This window comes from Hyphomicrobium sp., assembly GCF_036833075.1.
Classification (GTDB): Bacteria; Pseudomonadota; Alphaproteobacteria; order Rhizobiales; family Hyphomicrobiaceae; genus Hyphomicrobium_C.
Genome location: NZ_DAITQL010000021.1, coordinates 1 through 21036 on the forward strand (window position 1 = coordinate 1; position 21036 = coordinate 21036).

Here is a 21036-nt window from a genome sequence, read left to right on the forward strand (position 1 = left end):
TCTACCTGCTGCTCGTTCCCGCCGTCGCCATGCGGCTCTGGGCCGAGGAGCGCAAAAGCGGCACCATCGAGCTCCTGATGACGCTGCCGGTCTCCCCCACCGAGGCCATCCTCGGCAAGTTCGCCGCCGCCTGGGCCTTCATCGGCCTCGCGCTGGCGCTGACGTTCCCGATCTGGATCACCGTCAACGTGCTCGGCAATCCCGACAACGGCGTCATCCTCGCGAGCTACCTCGGAAGCTTCCTCGTCGCCGGCGCCTTCCTCGCCATCGGCGCCTTCATCTCGGCGCTGACCAGGAACCAGGTCATCGCCTTCATCCTGTCGGCCACCGTCTGCTTCCTACTGGTCACGAGCGGCATGGAGCTCGTCCAGAACACGTTGCGCCTCTGGACGCCCCGCATCGTCGCCGATGCCGTATCGAGCATGAGCTTCCTCACCCATTACGAGGAGATCACGCGCGGCGTCCTTCGTCTCGACTCGATCGTCTTCTTCGTCTCCGTCATCGCCTTCGCGCTGTTCGCCAATGCGATCGCCGTCGGCCAGAGGAAATCCGCTTGAGGTCCGCGCAATGACAGAACGCCCCGCCGCCTTCCGCACTCGCGTCGCCTCCGCCTTCTCCGGCCTCGTTTCGCGCGCTTCGCGCCTTTCCCCCGCGCGCCTCGCCTGGGGCGGCCTCGCGCTGGCGGCCGTCACGCTCCTCTCCATCAATCTTATCGCCTCCGAGACGCTCGGAGGCTGGAAAGCCGACCTCACCCAGGACAAGCTCTATTCGATCTCCCCCGGCTCGGTCGCGGTCCTCCGCGCCATGGACGAGCCGATCAAGGCGCGTCTCTATTTCTCGAGCAAGCTCGGCGAGGTCGCCCCCTCCTACGCGCGCTATTTCGACCGCGTGCGCGCGCTGCTCGAGGAGTTCCAGCGCATTTCCGGCGGCAAGCTCGAGCTCGAGATCCTGGATCCCGCACCGTTCTCCGACGCCGAGGATCAGGCCGTCGCGGCCGGCTTGAGCGGGCAGCGCCTCAACGCCGAGGGCGAGATGGGATACTTCGGTCTCGTCGCCGAGAACGCCACCGACAACCGGGAGGTGATCGGCTTCTTCACTCCGAGCCGCGGCAACTTCGTCGAATACGACATCACGAAGCTCATCCACACGCTCTCCGACCCGAAGAAGCCCACCGTCGGCGTCATGACGTCCCTACCGCTCGACGGCGGCCAGAACCCGATGACGCAGCAGCAGACCCCGCCCTGGATCATGATGAGCCAGATCCGCGAGTTCTTTGACGTTGAGAGCATCGAGCAGAGCGCCAAGGAGATTCCCTCGCACATCGACGTGCTGCTCGTCGCCCAGCCGACCCAACTGACGCCGGAGGCCGCCTACGCCATCGACCAGTACGCGCTGAAGGGCGGAAAGCTGCTCGTGATGATCGACCCGATGGCCGAGGCGGCCCAGTTCGAGCTGATGCAGAAGCAGGGCGAGGGCCGCGCCGAGCTCGCGCGGCTCCTGAAAGCCTGGGGCATCGACTTCGACCCCAAGAAGACGGCGGCCGACATTCGCCACGCACGCCGCGTTCAGTTCGGACGCGGCGAGGACGGCATGGTGACGGAGTACGTGGCCTGGCTCAGCCTCGACCAGTCCAATATCGACCAGCGCGACGTTCTCTCGAGCGGCATCGAGACCCTGAACCTCGCCTCCGCCGGCATCCTCTCGCCGGTGGCCGGCGCGACGACCGCGGTGACGCCCATCCTGAGGACCTCGTCCGAGGCCATGGTGGTCGACACCTCCAAGGTCGGCATGGGCGGCGACCCCGTAGCCCTTCTACGCAACTACGTGCCGGGCGGAACGCCGCTGGTTCTCGCCGCGCGCATCGACGGCGAAGCCGGAACCGCGTTCCCGGACGGTACGCCGAAGAAAGGCGACCCGCAGGCCGGGACGACGGACGGCAAGGCCAACGGCACGTCCGCCGGCTCCGCGAAAGAGGAGGCCAAACCCGCAGAGACGCCGCCCACCGGGCAGAAGCCCGGGCCCGGCCACGTCGCTTCGGGCCGCATCAACGCCATCGTCATCGCGGACACCGATCTCATGGCCGACCGCTTTTGGGTCGAGAGCCGCGAGATGCTCGGCCAGCAGTTCGTGATGCCGTCCGCCAGCAACGGCGCCTTCGTCGTCGGTGCGCTCGAGAACCTCTCCGGCAGCGATGCGCTGATCGCGCTCCGCGGACGCGGCATCAAGGACCGCACCTTCACCCTCGTCGAGGACCTGCGCCGCGATGCCGAGCGCAAGTTCCGCGAGAAGGAGGAAGCGCTGACCGCGAGACTCAAGTCCGTCGAGCAGGAGCTCGAGAAACTGCAGACGACGAGCGCAGCCGCCGGCGGCAACGTCATCGTGTCCGATCGGGAGCGCGCGGCCATCGACGCCTTCAAGAACCAGATGCTCGAGACCCGCGGCGAGCTGCGCCAGGTGAAGCGTGCGCTGAGCCAAAGCATCGACCGGCTCGACGGCTGGCTGAAGTTCGCCAACATCGCCCTCGTTCCCCTGCTGATCGCGGCCGGCGGCATCGGCTGGACGGTCTGGCGGTCCCGCCGCACGCCCGGGAAATCGTGACCGCCGAGATCAAGACCGAGAGAGAAGAGCGATGACGCCCAAGCAGTTTGCAGCCCTCGCCACCGTAGCCGCACTCTCCCTGATCGCAGCCATCGCGGTCTATTCCCTCCGCGCGCCGTGGACCGGAGAGGCCCTCGGCACCGGCAAGCTCTTCCCGGCCCTCGCCTCCGAGGCCGCGAGCATCGACCGCATCGTCGTCACCCAGGGCGGCAAGCCGCTGACCATCGAGCGGGACGGAGAGGTGTGGCGCGTGACCAGCCAGGACGGCTACCCGGCGATGAACGAGAAAGTCCGCGCGCTTCTGCTCGCGTTGACGGACGCCAAGCTTCTCGAGCCCAAGACGCGCGTCGCCGACCGCTATGGCCTGCTCGAGGTCGACGACCCGGCCAGCAAGAGCTCCAATGCCCGTCTCATCACGCTCGAGGACGCGGCCGGGCGCACGTTGGGCGAGATCATTGCCGGCAAGCAGAGGACGGGCGCAGCACCCGCCGCCGGGCAAGGCACGGGCGGCACCTATGTGCGCAGGCCGGGCGACGAGCAGAGCTGGCTCGCGAGCACGGCCATCCCGGGAGGGTCCGCGCTCAAGGACTGGGCCAACCCGCGCGTGTTCGAGACCCAGACCGAAAGGATCAAGGACCTCACCGTCGAGGTCCGTGGCGAGCCGCCCTACACGCTGAAGCGCAACGACGACGGCAGCCACGCTCTCGCGGCCATTCCGTCCGGCAAGAAGGTCAAATACGTCAACATGATCGACAACATCGTCGAGGCGGCCTCGTTCCTCGACTTCGAGCGCGTGCGCAAGCAGCCTGCGACGCCGGAGACCGAGGCCGGAACCGTGCGCTTCGAGACCGACGGCGGCCTCAAGATCGCGCTCCACGTGCGGCGCGGCGAGGACGGCGGCACCTGGATCGCCATCGACCCCTCGGGCGAGGGCGACGCGAAGAAAGCCGCCGCCGACATCCGCGCCCGCACGGACGGCTGGGAGTTCGAGGTCCTGCCGTCGAAGGTGGACACGATGCTGAAGAAGGAAGCCGACCTGCTCGAGGACATCGAGGCATCCGCAGGAGGCGCGCCGCACCCCGGCCCCGGCGCTCCGTTCGCAATCCCCACGCCGTAGCGCCCCGGTCGGCGGCGCCCTACAGGCGCCTCAGCGCGCCTTCTCGACCACCCTGGCCCGCTCGCACTTTTCCCACGACGGCCGCGAGAACCGCTCGACGAGGAAGTCGATGAACACGCGCGACTTGGCGGCGAGGAACCGGTTCGGCGCATAGAGCGCGTGGATGGTAAGCTCCTGCGGCGGATAGTCGGGCAGCACGGTCCTGAGCCGCCCCGACACGATGTCGCCGCCGATGATGAAGCTCGGCAGACGGGCGATGCCGATGCCCTTGACCGCCGCGTCGCGCAGCGTATCGCCATTGTTGGAGCTGAGACAGGCCGTCACCGGCACCGAGACGATCGTATCGTTGTCGGTGAGCTGCCAGCGCGGGACGGTGGTCGAATGCCCGTAGTGGAGGCATTTGTGCTGCGAGAGATCGGAGGGGGCTTTCGGCGCCCCGTGGCGGGAGATGTAGTCAGGGCTTGCAGCCAGCATCATGCGGGCCGTCGCGATGCGCCGCGCGATCAGGCTCGAGTCGGCGAGCGTGCCGATGCGCACCGTGATGTCCACGCCCTCCTCGAGCGGATCGATCATTCGGTCGGTCAGCGTCAGCTCGACCTTGAGGTCGCGATAGCGGTCCATGAAGTCGGCAATGGCCGCCCCGAGATAGAGCGTGCCGAACGACATCGGCGCGTTGACCTTGAGCACGCCCTTAGGCTCATCGTGAAGGCGTGAGATCTGCGCCTCCGTCTCCGCGATCTGGGCGAGAATGCCGAGACACCGTTCGTAGTACGCAAGCCCCACCTCGGTCGGCGTGACGCGCCGTGTCGTCCTGTCGAGAAGGCGCGCACCGAGCTCATGCTCGAGCTGGGTGATGGCCTTGCTGATAGCGGAGCGAGTGACGCCGAGACGTCGGGCAGCCTCGGCGAAACTTCCGGTCGCGACCACCTTGGTCAACACGTTCATCGCATCGAGCTTGTCCATGGCGGTCCCGTCCCAACCTCAGAACAGCGTCTTTGAAGTTCGTGCAGGGCGACAACTAAACCGACTTTCATATATTGCACAATAGTTGCCTCACAAGAAATGTCAGTAATCCGCATTAGCGATGGAACGAAACCGCGCGCTATTTATTTTGAACCGCCATTGTCGGGATTGAGCTTATTAGCCGTCGATGGGCCCATGACCGTCACGTACGTGCCCGTAACCAGAACGGTGCGCCGCTCGGTATACGGAAGGGTGTCTGGACACCGGCCTTCGCCGGAGTGACGTTGAGTTTGGACTGCCGCGCCCCGCACCTATAATGGCGGAGCCCCGCTCCGCATGGGCGGGGCGGCTGGGATCCAGGCGCGCCGATTGCGCGCACGGCCGTGCTTCCGCCGAGCCGGAAAGACCCAAGGATCCAAGGTTAGCAAATTGATTTTATGGGAAGTTCTGGTGCTGCCGGCGAGGATTGAACTTGCGACCTCTCCCTTACCAAGGGAGTGCTCTACCACTGAGCTACGGCAGCTTACCCAAGAAAATCGCTTTGATCTCAGCGCAATAGGTTGATGCACCCGCGCGGGCGAAGCGACCGGCACCCGCGCTGCGTTGATCTACCCGACCCGGACGCGGAGAGCAACCTGGCTACGCCGAAAATTCCTTCACCTTCGAAACTCCCGTCACCGGCAATCGTCCGGCGGCGCGTGACCCTTGAAGCGCTGGCCGATCCAGGCCACCGCCGCCGAGGCGCTGTCGCGGCCCGCCCACATGTGCCCACCGCCCGGCATGGTGTGCAGCTTCACGTGCGCGCCGCCCCGGCAGAGAGACGAAACGTAAGCCCGCGTGACGGCGGGCCGAACGAGGTCGTCCGCCGTGCCCTGGGCGATGAAAACGGGCGTACCGGCCGGCAGCGCCCCCGGTGTGTTCCGATCCATGATCGCCCGCAGCTCCGGGGTGCGGACCGGGTCGACCTTCAGGAACGCGTGCGCCAGCGCCTTCTCGTCCTCGCTCTCCTTCATGAAGTCCGCGATGGTCTCGATGCAGTCTCCCGCGAGCGCCTCGAACCTCGGCATCGCCCGTTTTTCCACGAAGCGGTCGAGCGGAAAACCGAACACGCGCGACCAGGACAGCACCGTCATCGACGTCAGCGACCGCCCGCTCGGGGTTTCGCGGTCCGCTTCGAAAAGATCGACGAGCTCGGTGGCTGGCGCGGCGGCGGCCACGCCGACGAGCGTCAGCTCCGGCGCATAGGCCGACGCGCCGAGCCCCGTGAACAGCGCGCCATGTCCACCTTGAGAATGACCCCAGACGGCGAACCGATGCCCCGCTCCCGCGTCCTTGAGTTGCCGCGCCGCCCGCACGGAATCGATGACCGCCCGCGCCGCGCTCACCCCCACGAGATAGGGATGATGGTCCTTGGTGCCGAGCCCGACGTAATCGGTGGCGACGATCACGTAACCGGCGTCGGTCAGATCGTCGATGCCCATGATCGTGCCGGCGAGGTCCGGAATGAGAGTCGGCGCGCATCTGGAAACGACGCCGGTGGTCGGGTGCGCCCAGGCCACCACGTCCCGCGGTTTTGCAGCGGAAGCGGCGGGAAAGAGGACGGCCCCGGTCACGGCAACAGGCCGCTCGTTGTAGTCCGTCGACCGGTAGAGGACGCGATACCCTTTGTAGCCGGAGTTGACGCCGCCCTCGAGCGGCCAGACCCTGAATACCGTCCCGGGTTTGGACCCGGCGAGAAGGGCCGGCTGAACCTCGGTGTCCGCACGCGCCCCTCCGCCTCCCGAAATCACTGCGAGCACAAAAAAATTGACCAGGATCAAGGTCATCGGCCAATGGCGGCGGCATGCGAGATGGATCAAGACGGGCGACCTCCGGACGCGGCGAACGACGTCACCATACTGGAACAGCCGCAGGATATCCGGAAAGCCAAAGCGTGCCGATATCGACTAGACTGCGAAGCGAACCCCCGTCGCGGCCGCAGCGTGGATCATCGAACCGAAAGAGCGAGGCCTCATGTTCAAGCATATCCTGATCGCAACCGATGGCTCGGAGCTCGCGCAGAAAGCCGTCGCACAAGGGTTGGAAATCGCCAAGGGCCTCAGCGCGAAGGTGACGGCCATCAACGTCACCGAGCCCTGGGTCGCCGTCGCCCCGGGTGAAGTCGCCATGGCGTTTCCCATCAAGGAGTACGACGAAAGCGTCGCGGCCAACGCGGCCCAGATCCTCACCGCCGTCGCGGACACGGCCAAGGCGGCGGCCGTCGACTGCACGACGCTGCACGTCAAGGATCAGTTTCCCGCCGAAGGCATCGTCGAGACGGCGGAGAAGCACGGGTGCGACCTCATCGTCATGGCGTCCCACGGACGGCGCGGTCTGATGCGCTTCCTGCTCGGCAGCCAGGCCATCAAGGTGCTGACCCACAGCACGATCCCGGTCCTCATCTGCCGCTGAGCCCGACGCCCGCGGGAGCAAAAGCGCAGCACGGAAGCTCCGCGCCCAATGCCGTCGTCAGGACACCCGAGCCTGCCTCGGGGCTCATGTCCGACGGAAACGCTGAAGCTGCTCCTCGGCCTCCGCGACCATCCGCTGGATGACATCCCGCGCGGGCACGACGTCCGCGATCAGACCGACGGCCTCACCAACGAACGTATTGCTGCCCTCCGGGTCGTCCGCCGCCCAGGCCGCGCGGTACTTGGCAGCCTCCTCATCCGCAACCGACATCAGCTCCGCCTCGCGCCCGTGCCAGCGGGCGATATACGTGTTCTTGAGCACGCGCGCCGTGTAGCGCGGCGGCCAGTCGAGCTTGCGCGCGAGGTCCATGACCTGCGAGCGGATCGTATCGTCGCCATTCGCGGCCAGCGCCGCCGCGTGCATTCTCGGTCCCACGTTGGCCTCTTGCGTGGCCCACAGCCGCGACCCGACGAGAACACCGTCTGCCCCGAGCATGAGCGCCGCCGCGAGCCCGCGGCCGTCCCCGACGCCGCCCGCAGCACAGAGCAAGGTGTCCGGCGCCCGCTGCCGGATGAGGTCCGCCACCTCGGGCACCAGCGTGAACGTCGCCCGGATCTCCCCGTGCCCGCCGGCCTCCGCGCCCTGGGCGACGATCACGTCCGCCCCGCAATCGAGCGCGTGCGCGGCATCGCGCCGGGTCTGCACCTGGCAGATCAAGGCGGCGCCGGCCTCCTTGATCCGCGGGGCAAACGGCGCCGGATCGCCGAACGAGAGGAAAACCGCTTTAGGCCCCCGCTCGAGCACGAGATCCAGAAGTTCCGGCTGCCGCGCAAGCGACCAGGTGATGAACCCGCAGCCGAACGGCGACGAGCCGACCTGCGCCAGTTGCTCGGTGAGCCACGCCCTGTCGCCGTAGCCGCCGCCGATGAGGCCGAGCCCGCCGCTCTCGGACACAGCCGCCGCCAGACGCCCGCCGGCGGCAAACGCCATGGGCGCTGAGACGATCGGATGCGAGATCCCAAATCGCTCGGTGAGACGGGTCGAAAGAGCCATGATGCTGTCCTTGGGCCCTATCCTTGAAGATCGTGATCCGCGACGCGTCCGAATTCCCTCATGCCGCGTCGATCGCCAGCGCTTCCGCGAGCGCCTTGGGGTTTTGCACCAGGTCGGCGAGCGTCCATTGGTCGAGCGACGCCATGAAGGCGCCCAGCGCCTGATTGAGCGCGATCTTCAGCCGGCAGACGTTGGTGATGCGGCACGTGTCGCCCGTTCCGAAGCATTCCACCAGACGGAAATCCTCCTCGACCGCACGCACCACGGCTCCGAGGCGGATCTTCTCCGCCGGCCCCTTGAGCCGCAAGCCGCCGCCGCGCCCCCGCACGGTCTCGACGAACCCGTGCTGTGCCAGCCGATGCACCACTTTCATGAGATGGTTCTCGGAAATACCGTAGGCTCTGGCAATCTCCTGGATGGTCACCAGACGGCCGGGATTCGTTCCGAGATACATGAGCGCACGCATCGAAAAATCGGAAAGCTGGGTGAGCCGCATGAAACCTCCGCCGAAATGCCACATCGGCATACCTTGACCCTGCGCGCCGCGTAAGATGTATTATGAATATATCTTATTTCGCAAGAAGGCATTGCCGCAATGCAGCACGAGCCCCATCCGAAGGCCCCCGGTCTCGCCGCCGGGATCACGGAGCCGATGATCCGGGAGCTGGTCCACGCTTTCTATGCCGAGGTACGGCGCGATCCGATGCTCGGTCCGATCTTCGAGGCGCGCATCGATAACTGGCCCGAACATCTCGATAAGTTGTCAGCCTTCTGGTCCTCGGTGGTGCTGATGACGGGACGCTATAAGGGCCGCCCCATGCCGGTCCACATGGCGATTGCGGAAATCTCGCGCACGCACTTCGAGCGCTGGCTGGCGCTGTTCCGCACAACCGCCAACGCCGTCTGTCCCGGCCCCCCGGCGGCGCTCTTTATCGACCGCGCCGAACGCATCGCCGAATCCCTGCACCTCGGGATCAGCATCCAGCGCGGCGAATGCCCGCCGGGCGCGGCGGTCAAATTCGCCGAGGCCTAACCGGCACCCCTGCTCCACCGAATTGGTCGGCGCATGTTATTGGTACGAAAGTCGAATGCCGTAAAAAAATGGATGTTATGTCATCCTCTTACGGATCGAAATCCGGGATATGAAATTTCGGAAGTTCCCCAAGGAACAGCCACGCTCGCTCAAAGTTTAGGATAACGGCGAGCGCCTTACCCGATTGTCGCGTTTATTAATTAGACTTGATTGTGGCGAGGTGAAAAACTAAATCTCGGCGGAGACGTTGGAGTAATGCGTTATGGCAACCGTTTGCCAGACAGAAAATTTCGACCCAGGCATTGACGGCGGAAAGCCCTCCCAGGCGTCGAGCGATACCGGTCTCGTGCTCCAGACCGTGGCAACAGGCGAGATTCTCTTCCAGCCCGGCAATACGCGCACGCTCTATCGCATCGAGCGCGGAACCGTGTGTCATTACATGCTTTGGGCGGACGGACGCCACGACGTCATCGAGTTCGCATTCCCCGGCGACATCGTCGGCCTCGGCCATCTTGCGCACCACGTGAGCACGGCGCAGGCGATGGTCGATACGGTCGTAAGCCTCGTTCCGGAGGAGGCGTTCTCGGCGGCGCTCGACAGCGACGACCGCCTCTCGTTCCGGCTGGCATCCGCCGTCGAGCGGGAGTTCGACTACCTGCGCGACAGGGCCCTCGCCGCAGAGCCGGCCCCGGCAGCCGCGCGCGTCGCGAATTTCCTTTTGGCGCTCTCCAGCATGAACGGCCCCGAAGGCCGCGATCCGGATCTCATTTCCGACGACATTACCGCGGGCTTTGTCGCACGCCAGCTCGACATGAGCATCGACAAGCTCAGCGCGGCTCTGTTGTGCCTCAAAAGAGAAGGCGCGGTGCGAGACACCCCGGGCGGCCTCAGGATCGTCGATCCGCTGACCCTGCAGAGGCTCGCCGACGCAGCCTGACGAACGCCCGAGACCGGACACGCGAAAGGCCGCGCGGGAGATCGCGTGGCCTTTTTCCGTTTCGCTCATCCTTCCGGTTGAAAAGAGCCGGATCCCCTACCCCATCCGCGGCGAAAACCGCAGCACCGGGGGTCATTACTCGTTGGCGAGGTCCGCCAAGCGCTCGGTATCGAGGAGCATCACCGTCGTTCCGCCCTGCTCGACCTCGATCACGCCCATCTCGCGCAGCTTCGTGAAGGTCCGGCTGACCGTTTCGATCGTGAGCCCGAGCAGATCCGCGATATCGCTGCGGCGCATGGCAAGCTTGATCGCGCCCTCGGTCCCCCCCGCGCCGCGCCGGTAAAGCGCCAGCAGAAACGCCGCCATCCGCTCGACGGCGCTGCGCTGCCCGACCGTGACCAGCAGGCTGCGCGCGGCCGCCAGATCCTGGCAGACGGACTTATAGAGCTTGAGCGCCAGCGAGGCGTCGGTCTCGGCAAGGCTTTCCAGGGCGGAGGCCGACAGGCAGCGCACTCGTGCGGGGCAGGTGGCCTGGGCGCTCATGATGTGCTCGCCGAGCACGCCGAGGCCGATGAAATCTCCCGGATAGGCAAAGTCGATGATGCGACGCCGGCCGTCGAACAGCGTCTTGTAGATGGCGATCACGCCCTCCTCGACCCGATACACATGGCTGCGCTGATCGCCTTCGCAGAACACGTGCTCCTTGGGCTCGAGCCGCCGCTCGGACGCTTGCGTCAGCCGCTCTTCGAGCGACCGGCTCTCGCGGACGTCCTGTCGGGGGCTTTGCGTGCGCTGCGCATGAGGACGGGCCTCAGGGGAATGGGTCGCCAGCATCGTCTCTCCTCGACCGCATGACTGAGCGGTGCGCCTTTGGTGCGATGCCCGGATTTAAGAGGGGTTACGCACCATGCGTATGTAGGGGTCGTGACGATTTGTGAGAGTTTGTAACACTCGGAGGTCCGGTGGGATGGACATGATCCCAATCAAAGGACCCTGGAGCTGCGGCGTTATGGTCAGTCGGACTTGCGAACGAAGGTCCGGCCATGCCTCCCCCACGTGCGACACCCCCCCGGCAGACGATCGACCTCGGCCAAAGGCTTGCGGCGGATCGTCACCTCCAGGCCGAGATCGACAAGGGGTTGGCGAGCCTCGCGGAACACCCTCCGCCCGCCGTCGCCCAGCGCATCGCGCGCGTGCTGAATGTCGTCCTTGAGCCGAGCTGGTCCGAGCACGCCGACTTCCAGGACGAAGCCCTGTTTCCGATTCTCACCAAGAGCAAGGACGCGACGCTGGACACCCGTGCCCTGCTCAATCGGCTGAGCCGCGAGCATGCCGAGATCGGCGAGCGCCATCGCGGGGTTACGATCATCCTGAGCGGTTTCATCGCCGGCCGGATGACGCCCGCCGACGGTGTCGCGGCCACATTGACGGAGGTGGTCGGCCTGAGGGGCCGCCATCACGCGACGGAATCGGCATTGGACGGGATGCTTCCCAATGTCCTCGAGACAGCCGACCGTCACGCCCTCGACCGCTGGGCCGCAACCCGCGACGCGCCGTCGTTTCCCGTCAACCTCATCCTCGATCTCTGGGATTGAGGATGAGGTTGCGGACTCATGATTGGATGGGACATTGATGAGCCAAGACAAGCCAAGGGCCAGGAAAATCGCGCAGCTCGATGCTTATGCATCGGGCAAGCGGTTTGACGCCGCCATTGGCTTGTCTTGGTTCACCCCGTAGGGGCGCGGTCCTTTCGCGCTCCCGGTTCGTCGCGAAAGCTTGCAAACCATGGAGGTTTGCTGCGCTTTCGCTCCTGCCGGCAGCACGAAAGTCCTCGCGTCAATGCCCACCCAATCATGAGTCCGCAACCTAGCACACCGCCGGCGAGCAGACCTCGAGCGAGAACTTCTGGTGCTTGGCCTTGCGCGTGAAGTTGAACTCGCGCCCGTCGAAGCAGGACACGCGGCCGTCGACGCCGACATCGGTGCCGAGCGGAATCTCCTGGTAGGTCAAAACCTCGTTCAAGTCGCACGCTTTCTCGTTCTTGAGCTGATCTCTGAGAATGATCCGCCAGGGCCCTTCGTTGGGCACCGGCGGCTCGTCCTCCGCAAGCGCGGGAGAAAGAACGAACGCGGCAAGAAGGGATATCAGGGCGGCGTTGCGCATGGCGTCGTCGGTCCGAAGGGCGGGATTGCTCTTGAAAACTATGTCGCCGAGCGCCCGATCCCCGCTTTGACCTGGGTCAAACCGAAGGGGACTGGCGCCGCTAGGCTGTGGCTCAAGAGAGGGATGGCATTAACGCGCGGGCGTTCGCGGGGCTGGCAGGAGCGCAAGGCTGCAAAACCTCCACGGTTTGATGGCGCCATCAAACCGCTTGCGCAATACATGAGGCAAGCGCTACGCGATTTCTCTGGCCCTTGACCCGGCTGTCGCCTCTCGATGCTCCGTCTGCCACGAGGTCACGGCCCCGCGCACCACGAAAACAGGAGGGGAAGGCATGACCGGCTATCTCATCGATCTCCTTTTTTCGTTGAAAGGCCGGGCGAGCCGCAGAGAATGGCTGCTCGGCACGGCCGCGATCTCCGCAGCCGCGCTCGTCGGCATCGGTCTCTTCAACGACGGAAGCTTCGATGAGAGCATGAACGCCGCCCCCGAAATCCCGACCATGGCCGCGGTTCTATGGGCGCTCATCTGTCTCTATGCCTTCACGGCACTGAGCGCGAAGCGGCTGAATGCCACCGGCCGCCGGCGCTGGACCGTCGCAGCCCTCGCCGCCCCGGTTTTCCTCCTCATCTGCGGATGGGGCTCCGGCTACTTCCTGGCGCCGTTCGCTTCCGATCCGGATACGCTCGTTTTCTGGACGCTCGTTGCCGCGGCCATCCCCGCGCTTCTGGCGTGCATCCGCAGCCCCGAGACGGCATGAGCCCATGGACCCCAACGGCCTTCTCCTCACCGCCGGTTTTGGTCTCGGGCTCGCGAGCACCCTTCACTGCGCGGGCATGTGTGCGGGCGTGTCCGTCGGATTGCTCCACTTCGGCGCCCCGCGGAGCGCCGCCGAAGGCGCCCGCATCGCGGCGCTGACGCACGCCGGCCGCATCCTGTCCTACACCCTGGCCGGCGCCCTGGTCGGAGCGCTCGGCGCGCCCGCCATCGCCTGGCTCGACCGCGAGATCGCCTTCCGCCTCGTGCAGTGGGCGGGCGCCGTTGCGCTCATGTGGATCGGCCTCTCGACGGCGGGCCTGCTTCCGCCGCTGTCGCTGCTCGACCGTGCCCTCGCGCCCCTGGCCGACCGCCTCGCCCGCACCGCGGTGCCGCGGCTCGGCCGCTATCCGACCGCGCTGATGGGCGGTCTCGCGTGGGGCATGATGCCGTGCGCGATGGTCTACGGCGCACTCTTCACGGCCATGCTCAGCGGATCCGCCGCCGGCGGTGCCTCGGTCATGACGGCGTTCGGCGCCGGGACGCTGCCCGGTCTCCTGGCGGCAACCGCCGGCTTCGGCGCGCTCACCGTCCTGGGATCGCGCCAGAGCATGCGGCGCATCGCCGGAATCTCGATTGGGATACTCGGCTTTATGACGGTCTGGACTCCCCACAGCATAATTGATGCCCTCTGCGCACCCGGCGAGCGCGCGGCGTTGACCCACGCTGGCGGTGCCCCATGATCGGCGGGGAGAGTGATCCAGTCATCGGAGAACGTTTCATGCGCATGGCACGGATTGTCTTGATGTCGATGGCGCTGTCGGCGCCGGCTGCGGTTCACGCCGGGGAGATCGGCAACGCTACGGAAGGTCTCGCCTACGCACGCGCGCATTGCGCCGAATGCCACCGCGTCGAAACCCCGGCCGAGGACACCCTGCCCACCGAGGATGCGCCGGACTTCGTGACGATAGCCAACACGCCCGGCATGACCGAGCGCGCGTTGATCGTCTGGCTGCAGACGTCCCATCCGACCATGCCCAACCTCATCATTCCGGCCGAGGAGCGCGACGATGTCGTCGCTTACATCATGAGCCTCAGGCAGAAATAGCGGACGCGCGCGATGGTGCTTAAGGCCAGATCCCGAGCTCGGACCTCTGTCGCCCTCCTTTGCCTCGTCGCGGCGACGCCGGCCCCGGCAGAGCCCACGGCGATCGACAAGGGCCGTCACGCCCTCGAGTCCCGGTGCAGCCGGTGCCATGCGATCGGCCCGGACGGCACGAGCCCGCACGCCGAGGCTCCACCCTTCCGCGACGTCGTGAAACGATACCCTCCTGAAAGCCTTGAAGAATCCCTCGCCGAAGGCATCACCTCCGGACATGCCGACATGCCGGAGTTCGTCCTTTCGCCGGACGAGATTGCCGGCGTGGTAGCCTACCTCCACACGCTCGAGCAGAAGAACCCTCCCGCGGGCGACTGAGACGCCGCCCCTCGCGTAGGGGCCCCTCCCGGATCGGATGCGCATCCCGGCACGGCACGGCGCCGTCGGAGGAAAACCGAAGCGACTCATGGCCTGCGCGCCCGTGAGATCCTTGTTCGCTTTTCGACGATGATCTAGGCTGCGACCCCATAATCGGATGGGCATTGACGCGAGGACTTTCGCGCGGCCGAGAGGAGCGGAAGCGCAGTAGACCTCTCTTGCTCTGCAAGCTTTCGCGACGAACCGGCAGCGGGAAAGGACCGCGTCCCTCCAGGGTAGCAGGCTCGGCCAAGGGCGGCGTCAAACCGTGTGCGAGGCATGCGTCGCGTCCGACGATTGTCCGGCCCTTGGCGAGCCTTGGCCCAATCGATGCTCCATCGAATAACGAGGCTGCAACCCAAGGCTCAACAGATGAGAGCCCTGGCACGGTCCTCGTCGACCCAGGTGATCATACGGCATGGCCAAGGACGCACCCTCTTCGCACCCGGCTTCGAGCAATGCGGAGCTGGCCCAGGCTCAGGTTTCGGCCTTTCTCGCCATTGCCGCAGACGCCATCATTTCGCTCGACGACAGGCTCCGCATAACCCTGTTCAACGAGGGCGCGGCGACGATGTTCGGCTACCGCCCCTCCGAGATCATGGGCCAGCCGCTCGACATCCTGATCCCCGAGCGCATGCGATCCAGGCACACCCGCCACGTCGCTGATTTCTCCGCTTCACCGATCGCCGCCCGCAAGATGGCCGAGCGCCAGGAGATCTTCGCGCGCCGCAAGGACGGATCGGAGTTTCCGGCCGAAGCCTCCATCGCAAAGCAGATGATCGACGGCCGCAAGTCCTACATGGTCGTTCTGCGCGATGTGACGGACCGCAAGCTCGCCGAGGTGGCCCTCGCCGCCGCCAACACCGAACTCGAGGCGCGCGTCGCCGACCGCACGCGGGCGCTCGAGGCCGAGATCCGCCGCCGCGAGGAAGCGCACGCGGCCCTGATCCAGGCCCAGCGCATGGAGGCGTTCGGCCAGTTGACCGGCGGCGTGGCGCACGACTTCAACAACCTGCTGACCATCATCACAGGAAATCTGGAGCTGCTCGGCGCCGATCCCGAGCTGGGGCCGAAGGCGGCGTTCCTGAAACGCGCCGCCGACGCGGCGGACATGGGCGCCGCGCTGACCAAGCGGCTTCTCACCTTCGCCCGTCGCCGCCGTCTCACGCCGCAGGTTCTGGACGTCAACGAGATGATCCTCAACCTGACCGAGATCCTGCAGCGCTCGCTTGGCGAGCCCATCGCCCTCACCACCATGCTGGCCGGCAACGTTGGCCGCACGCGCGCCGACGCGAGCGAGCTCGAGAATGCCATCCTCAATCTGGCCATCAACGCGCGCGACGCCATGCCGGAAGGCGGAAACCTCGTCATCGAGAGTCGTAACGCGACGGCCAGGGATGCGGGCATTCCCGGCAACGGCGAGTTCGTGCTGATCTCGGTGAGCGATACCGGCCACGGCATGTCGCCGGCGGTGCTCGAACGCGCTTTCGAGCCGTTTTTCACCACCAAGGAGCCTGGACGCGGAACGGGTCTCGGCCTCAGCACGGTCTACGGCTTCGCCGAGCAGTCGGGGGGACACGCGTCCATCGAAAGCGCCCCGGGCCGCGGCACGACCGTCAACCTCTACCTCCCGCGCACGGAGGAAACCACCGAGACCAAAGCCGGCCCCGCCGAAACCGTCCCGCTCTCGAAGAACAGTGAGGTCGTGCTGGTCGTCGAGGACAATCCCGAGGTCCGCGAGCTCACGTTGCAGCGCGTGGAGGGGTTGGGCTACGTCGCCCTCGAAGCCGAGAACGGAGCCGCCGCCATCCGCATCCTGCAATCGGAAGACGACATACAGGTCGTCCTGAGCGACATCGTCATGGCGGGTGGCGTATCGGGCTATGACGTCGCCCACTGGGTCCGCGAGCACGCGCCGCGCATCAGAGTTCTCCTGACCACGGGCTATGCGGCCGAGGAGACGCAGCCCGGCACGGCCGACGTCGCCATTCTGCGCAAGCCCTATAAGCGTGCGGATCTCGCCCTGGCGCTGCATGAAGCGCTGCAGGAGTGAGCGGCGGACGCATCCGCCCCTGCACGTCGCCCCTGCCCTAAACCCGCTTCACGGTGCCCGCAAACACGTAGCCGACCCCCCGCACGGTCTTGACGAGCTGCGGGCGCTCGTTGCCGGGCTCGATCTTCTTGCGCAACCGCGCGACGAGGCCGTCGATCGAGCGGTCCATCGGTGTCCAGTCATGCCCCTTGAGAAGGTCCATCAGCTCGTCGCGCGACAGCACCCGGCCGGGGCGCTGGACCAGGATCTGGAGCAGGTTGAACTCGGCCGTCGTGAGGTCGCAGGGCGTGCCGTCCGGCATCACCACCTCCCGCCGCCGCGTGTCCATGGTCCAGCCCTCGAAGGCATGGCGCGAGCCGTCGCAAGCGGCCGGCTCGAGAGCCATACCCGGGTCACCGGCCTGATAGCGCCTGAGCACGGCCCGCACGCGCGCGACGACCTCCCGCATCAGGAACGGCTTGGCGATGTAATCGTCCGCCCCAAGCTCAAGTCCCACCACGCGATCGATGGGGTCGCCCTTGCCCGTGATCATGACGATCGGGGTATTGCGTTTCGCGCGCAGGTCGCGCGCGAGCTTGAGCCCGTCCTCGCCCCCGAGCTTGAGGTCGAGCGTCAGCAGGCTGATGGGCTGGGCGGCGAGCTGGCTCTCGGCCTCGGCGCCGTTACCGGCCTCGACCACGGAGAAGCCCTCGGCCTCGAGCCCCGTGCGCAACAGCGTGCGCACCCCGGGCTCGTCATCGACGATGAGAATCGTATCGGGCATGGGTCGGAAAGCCTTGGGGACACCGGCAGTTGCCACTTAGCAGCCGTATACCGCACCGCCGCTGTCACATCATGTCACACAATCTCACAATTGCAGCATACGCGGCATACGCCCGGAGGGCTTACTACGACACCAAAGATTGCAATTTCGGCTTGCACCGAGGCTCTCGGGCGGCCGAATGAGGGGCTGTGCCCGGATGAGATCGACACCGCGCGACGATATCGGCCGGAAAAGCGCCAGATCGCCCTCCGCTGCCGATCTCTCGCCAGAGTTGTATGGGGGTGAACCGACGGACGAATCCGTCCGGGACCGCTTCGTCATCGGAATATTCGACCAGCCGCCGGGGGCTTATGCGGTACTGGGGAAGCTGCAGCCCGATTCCTGCGACGTGCTCGTCATGCAGGACGGCGCACCGGGCGAAACGAGGACCGGGACCGTAACGGACGGGCGGTTGACCATCCATTACCTCGAGAGCCCCGGCGCGCTCGCAGCGAAGCTTGCGACGGCATTGGCGAAGTTCGCGCCGTTTGCAGCCCTGACGCTGAACGGGAGGATCCCGCACGGCGGGGAGGGCATCACGCCCGGCCTCCTGCAGAGGCTGTTCCAGAACCTCGTGCATCATCTGGCCGCCGGCGCCGCGGTCGTCATCATTCACGCCCCCGACCCCGAGCGCCAGCGCCAGGTCTCCCGCGCCCTGCTCGAGGCGAAATGCGACGTTCTGCTGACACACGACGTCTTGCAGGCCACGGGATCGCCGCCCGACACGCTCACCGACGACCGCTACGCCAACGGCGCATTAGAGGCGCGCCCCAGCGCAGGCCCCTCGTCGTAACGGCACGGCACACCCGAAAAAACGACGGCCGGCATGGGCGCGATGGTGCAAGTGCGCTATTCCGAAGCCATGGCCCGATCGCGCGAAGGATCCCCGGATGACCGTTCGAAACCTTGAGTTCATGTTCTCGCCGGCCTCCATCGCTCTCGTTGGGGCGAGCGAGAAGAGAGGCAGCGTCGGACGCATCGTCGCTTCGAACTTGAGGACCGGCGGCTTTACGGGCGACATTCAGCTGATCAATCCGCGTCACGCCACGATCGACGGCGTCCCTTGTCATCCATCTGTGGCGGCCCTTCCGCACGCTCCGGATCTCGCGGTCGTCGCCACGCCGCCCGACACGGTCCCGGGGGTGATTGCGGATCTCGCACGCCACGGCACGCGCGCCGCCGTCGTCATCACTGCCGGCCTCGACGCCGATTTGCGCCAGCGCATGCTGGAGGCGGCGCGTCCGGCCTGCCTGCGCGTTCTCGGCCCCAACTGCATCGGCCTCATTCTGCCCCACCTCGGCGTCAATGCGAGCTTCGCCCACTGCATGCCCTCCAAGGGGGACCTCGCCTTCCTCTCCCAGTCCGGTGCGCTGGTGACGGCCGTCATCGACTGGGCGCAAGGCCGCGGAATCGGCTTCTCGAAGGTCGTGTCGATGGGCGAGATGGCCGACGTCGACTTCGGCGACACGCTGGACTATCTCGCCGGCGATCCGGAAAGCCGCGCCATCCTCCTCTATGTCGAGCAGGTGACGCACGCCCAGAAGTTCATGTCGGCCGCCCGCCGCGCGGCCCGCGCCAAGCCGGTCATCGTGCTGAAGTCCGGACGCCACGAGGCCGGCGCCAAGGCGGCCCACTCCCATACCGGCGCGCTCTCAGGCTCCGACGCCGTCTACGATGCCGCCTTTCGCCGCGCGGGCCTCGTCCGCGTGCAGGATCTCGACAGCCTGTTCAAGGCCGCGGAGATGCTCTCCTTCACGCCGCGCCTCGAGGGAGAGCGCCTCGCCATCCTGACCAATGGCGGCGGTGCCGGGGTGCTCGCGGCCGACCGCCTGGAAGATTACGACGGCAAGCTCGCGGAGCTCTCGCCGGAGACGATCGAAGCCCTCGACGCAGCGCTCCCCGCCACGTGGTCGAAAGGCAATCCCATCGACATCATCGGCGACGCCGGTGCCGACCGCTACGAGGCCGCGATGAACGCGCTCCTCAACGACCCCGCCTCCGACGCCGTGCTGGTGATCAACTGTCCGACCGCGCTCGCGTCGAGCGACGAAGGCGCCGCCGCCGTGCTCAAAGCCATCTCCGCCGCGGCGGCGAGGCCGCGCGCCAAACCGGTGCTGACCAACTGGCTCGGCGAAAGCGCGGCCGCGAAGAGCCGGGCGATGTTCACCGAAGCGCGGATTCCGACATTCGAGACGCCGACCGCTGCCATCGACGGCTTCATGCAGCTCGTGCGCTACCGCCGCTCGCAGGACGAGCTGATGCGAACGCCCCCCGCCTGCCCCGGCGAAGTCGTGTTCGACCGCGAGCGGGCGCACGAGATCATGCTGGCCGCGCTGGCCCGCGGCGAAAGCATGCTGACGGAGTTCGAGGCCAAGGCGGTGCTCCAGGCGTACGGCATTCCCGTGGCCCAGACGATCCGCTGCGCCGATCCCGACAGCGTCGCCGCGACCGCCGCCGAGATCCTGAAATCCCACCGCGCCTGCGTGATCAAGATCCATTCCGACGATATCTCGCACAAGTCGGACGTCGGCGGCGTGCGCCTCGGCATCACCAGCGCCGACGAGGCGCGCGAGACGGCGCGCGCCATGGCCGCCGACATCGCGCGGCTGCGGCCCGACGCGCACCTCGAAGGCTGGGTCGTCCAGCCGATGATCGAGCGGCCCGATGCCCATGAGCTCATCGTCGGCATGAGCGAGGATGAGACCTTCGGCCCGACGCTGCTGTTCGGCGCCGGCGGCACGGCGGTCGAGGTGATGAACGACACGGCCCACGCCTTGCCGCCGCTGGATCGCGGGCTCGCCCGCGACATGATGCGCCAGACCCGCATCAACAAGCTGCTCGAAGGCTACCGGAACCGCCCGGCGGCCGATCTCGACGCCATTGCCGACGTGCTTGTGCGCGTCAGCACGCTCATCTCCGATCATCCGGAGCTGCGCGAGCTCGATATCAACCCGCTGCTCGCCGACAATAACGGATGCATCGCGCTAGACGCACGCATGCGCGTCGCCGACCCGAAGGTCGCGCCGCGTCGCCCGATGGCCATCCGCCCTTACCCGACCGCCTGGGAGAAAAGCGTGGTCGTGCCGAAGATCGGCCCCGTGCACGTGCGCCCCATCCGGCCGGAGGACGAGCCCCTCTACGAGCACTTCTTCGCCAATATGTCGCCCGAAGACATGCGCATGCGCTTTTTCACAGCGAAGCCGCACCGCGCCCACCGCTTCGTGGCGCGGTTCACGCAGATCGATTACGCACGCGAGATGGCCTTCGTCGCTCTTTCGGGCGGCGAGTTGCTCGGCGTCTCGCGGCTTGCGGCCGATCCGGACTACACGCGCGCCGAGTACGCCATCCTCGTCCGCTCCGATCTCAAGGGGAAGGGCCTCGGCTGGATGCTCATGCAGCACCTCATCGCCTACGCGCGCGCGGAGGGCCTCGGCACGCTCTTCGGCGAGGTGCTGGCGACCAACACGACCATGCTCGAGATGTGCAAATCGCTCGGGTTCGTCATCGAGCCCGATGCCTCGGACACGACCGTGCGCCACGCAACCCTGACGCTCAAGTGATCGCTCCTGTCGGTGCGAAGCCTGACGCATCGGTCCC

Annotated in this window: 21 protein-coding genes and 1 tRNA gene; 14 read left to right on the forward strand and 8 right to left on the reverse strand. The window is 66.6% G+C overall.

Features of this window, described 5'->3' with window-relative positions; all coding sequences use genetic code 11:
* From V7082_RS08445 to V7082_RS08455, 3 genes are all read left to right on the forward strand, one after another.
* Positions 1–557, forward strand: a 557-nt coding sequence (locus V7082_RS08445) for an ABC transporter permease (protein ID WP_334147640.1), incomplete at its 5' end; no start/stop codon positions are given.
* 10 nt (positions 558–567) lie between these two features.
* Entirely contained in the window at positions 568–2598 is a 2031-nt protein-coding gene (locus V7082_RS08450; RefSeq protein ID WP_334147642.1) for a Gldg family protein, read from the forward strand.
* A 31-nt stretch (positions 2599–2629) separates the two neighbouring features.
* On the forward strand, positions 2630–3715 hold the full coding sequence (locus tag V7082_RS08455; protein WP_334147644.1) for a DUF4340 domain-containing protein: 1086 nt from the start codon (positions 2630–2632) through the stop codon (positions 3713–3715).
* A 30-nt stretch (positions 3716–3745) separates the two neighbouring features.
* On the opposite strand, the gene V7082_RS08460 is transcribed toward V7082_RS08455, so the two are convergent.
* From V7082_RS08460 to V7082_RS08470, 3 genes are all read right to left on the reverse strand, one after another.
* Positions 3746–4678: a LysR family transcriptional regulator gene (locus V7082_RS08460; protein ID WP_334147646.1), complete on the reverse strand. Its 933-nt coding sequence runs from the start codon at positions 4676–4678 to the stop codon at positions 3746–3748.
* Positions 4679–5126: 448 nt separating this feature from the next.
* Positions 5127–5201, reverse strand: a tRNA-Thr gene (locus V7082_RS08465).
* A gap of 151 nt (positions 5202–5352) precedes the next feature.
* Positions 5353–6537 carry a lipase family protein gene (locus tag V7082_RS08470; RefSeq protein WP_334147648.1) on the reverse strand — a complete coding sequence of 395 codons (1185 nt, stop codon included), beginning with the start codon at positions 6535–6537 and terminating at the stop codon, positions 5353–5355.
* A 154-nt stretch (positions 6538–6691) separates the two neighbouring features.
* On the opposite strand from V7082_RS08470, the gene V7082_RS08475 reads away from it, so the two are divergent.
* On the forward strand, positions 6692–7129 hold the full coding sequence (locus V7082_RS08475) for a universal stress protein (protein WP_334147650.1): 438 nt from the start codon (positions 6692–6694) through the stop codon (positions 7127–7129).
* Positions 7130–7213: 84 nt separating this feature from the next.
* Here the strand turns inward: V7082_RS08475 and V7082_RS08480 are convergent, their stop codons facing one another.
* Together V7082_RS08480 and V7082_RS08485 are read right to left on the reverse strand one after the other, a co-directional pair.
* Positions 7214–8182, reverse strand: coding sequence for an NAD(P)H-dependent flavin oxidoreductase (locus tag V7082_RS08480; RefSeq protein ID WP_334147652.1), 969 nt, complete (start codon positions 8180–8182; stop codon positions 7214–7216).
* A 58-nt stretch (positions 8183–8240) separates the two neighbouring features.
* Positions 8241–8678 carry an Rrf2 family transcriptional regulator gene (locus V7082_RS08485; protein ID WP_334147654.1) on the reverse strand — a complete coding sequence of 146 codons (438 nt, stop codon included), beginning with the start codon at positions 8676–8678 and terminating at the stop codon, positions 8241–8243.
* 156 nt (positions 8679–8834) lie between these two features.
* Here V7082_RS08485 and V7082_RS08490 point away from each other — a divergent pair, with 156 nt between their 5' ends.
* On the forward strand, positions 8835–9215 hold the full coding sequence (locus V7082_RS08490) for a group III truncated hemoglobin (RefSeq protein ID WP_334147656.1): 381 nt from the start codon (positions 8835–8837) through the stop codon (positions 9213–9215).
* Between the two features lie 262 nt (positions 9216–9477).
* On the forward strand, positions 9478–10152 hold the full coding sequence (locus tag V7082_RS08495) for a Crp/Fnr family transcriptional regulator (protein WP_334147658.1): 675 nt from the start codon (positions 9478–9480) through the stop codon (positions 10150–10152).
* A gap of 135 nt (positions 10153–10287) precedes the next feature.
* Here V7082_RS08495 and V7082_RS08500 read toward each other — a convergent pair whose 3' ends face one another.
* Positions 10288–10986 (reverse strand): Crp/Fnr family transcriptional regulator, encoded by a 699-nt coding sequence (locus V7082_RS08500; protein ID WP_334147660.1) that lies wholly within the window; start codon positions 10984–10986, stop codon positions 10288–10290.
* 209 nt (positions 10987–11195) lie between these two features.
* Between V7082_RS08500 and V7082_RS08505 the strand changes: the two genes are divergently transcribed.
* Entirely contained in the window at positions 11196–11747 is a 552-nt protein-coding gene (locus tag V7082_RS08505) for a hypothetical protein (RefSeq protein ID WP_334147662.1), read from the forward strand.
* A gap of 271 nt (positions 11748–12018) precedes the next feature.
* Here V7082_RS08505 and V7082_RS08510 read toward each other — a convergent pair whose 3' ends face one another.
* Positions 12019–12315, reverse strand: a complete 297-nt coding sequence (locus V7082_RS08510; RefSeq protein ID WP_334147663.1) for a hypothetical protein — start codon at positions 12313–12315, stop codon at positions 12019–12021.
* Positions 12316–12646: 331 nt separating this feature from the next.
* Between V7082_RS08510 and V7082_RS08515 the strand changes: the two genes are divergently transcribed.
* The 5 genes from V7082_RS08515 to V7082_RS08535 all read left to right on the forward strand — a co-directional run bounded on the left by V7082_RS08515 (position 12647) and on the right by V7082_RS08535 (position 16637).
* Positions 12647–13072 (forward strand): DUF805 domain-containing protein, encoded by a 426-nt coding sequence (locus V7082_RS08515; protein ID WP_334147664.1) that lies wholly within the window; start codon positions 12647–12649, stop codon positions 13070–13072.
* A gap of 4 nt (positions 13073–13076) precedes the next feature.
* Positions 13077–13811, forward strand: coding sequence for a sulfite exporter TauE/SafE family protein (locus V7082_RS08520; protein WP_334147665.1), 735 nt, complete (start codon positions 13077–13079; stop codon positions 13809–13811).
* Between the two features lie 44 nt (positions 13812–13855).
* The gene (locus V7082_RS08525; RefSeq protein ID WP_334147666.1) at positions 13856–14176 is read left to right on the forward strand and encodes a c-type cytochrome; all 321 of its coding nucleotides are present in this window, start codon (positions 13856–13858) and stop codon (positions 14174–14176) included.
* 12 nt (positions 14177–14188) lie between these two features.
* Positions 14189–14545, forward strand: coding sequence for a c-type cytochrome (locus V7082_RS08530; RefSeq protein WP_334147667.1), 357 nt, complete (start codon positions 14189–14191; stop codon positions 14543–14545).
* A 457-nt stretch (positions 14546–15002) separates the two neighbouring features.
* A complete protein-coding gene (locus V7082_RS08535; protein WP_334147668.1) occupies positions 15003–16637 on the forward strand; it encodes a hybrid sensor histidine kinase/response regulator in 1635 nt (544 codons plus the stop codon).
* 37 nt (positions 16638–16674) lie between these two features.
* Here V7082_RS08535 and V7082_RS08540 read toward each other — a convergent pair whose 3' ends face one another.
* Positions 16675–17400: a response regulator transcription factor gene (locus V7082_RS08540; protein ID WP_334147669.1), complete on the reverse strand. Its 726-nt coding sequence runs from the start codon at positions 17398–17400 to the stop codon at positions 16675–16677.
* Between the two features lie 196 nt (positions 17401–17596).
* On the opposite strand from V7082_RS08540, the gene V7082_RS08545 reads away from it, so the two are divergent.
* Positions 17597–18232, forward strand: coding sequence for a hypothetical protein (locus V7082_RS08545; RefSeq protein WP_334147670.1), 636 nt, complete (start codon positions 17597–17599; stop codon positions 18230–18232).
* Positions 18233–18329: 97 nt separating this feature from the next.
* Positions 18330–20999, forward strand: a complete 2670-nt coding sequence (locus V7082_RS08550) for a bifunctional acetate--CoA ligase family protein/GNAT family N-acetyltransferase (RefSeq protein WP_334147671.1) — start codon at positions 18330–18332, stop codon at positions 20997–20999.
* Positions 21000–21036 lie beyond the last annotated feature (37 nt).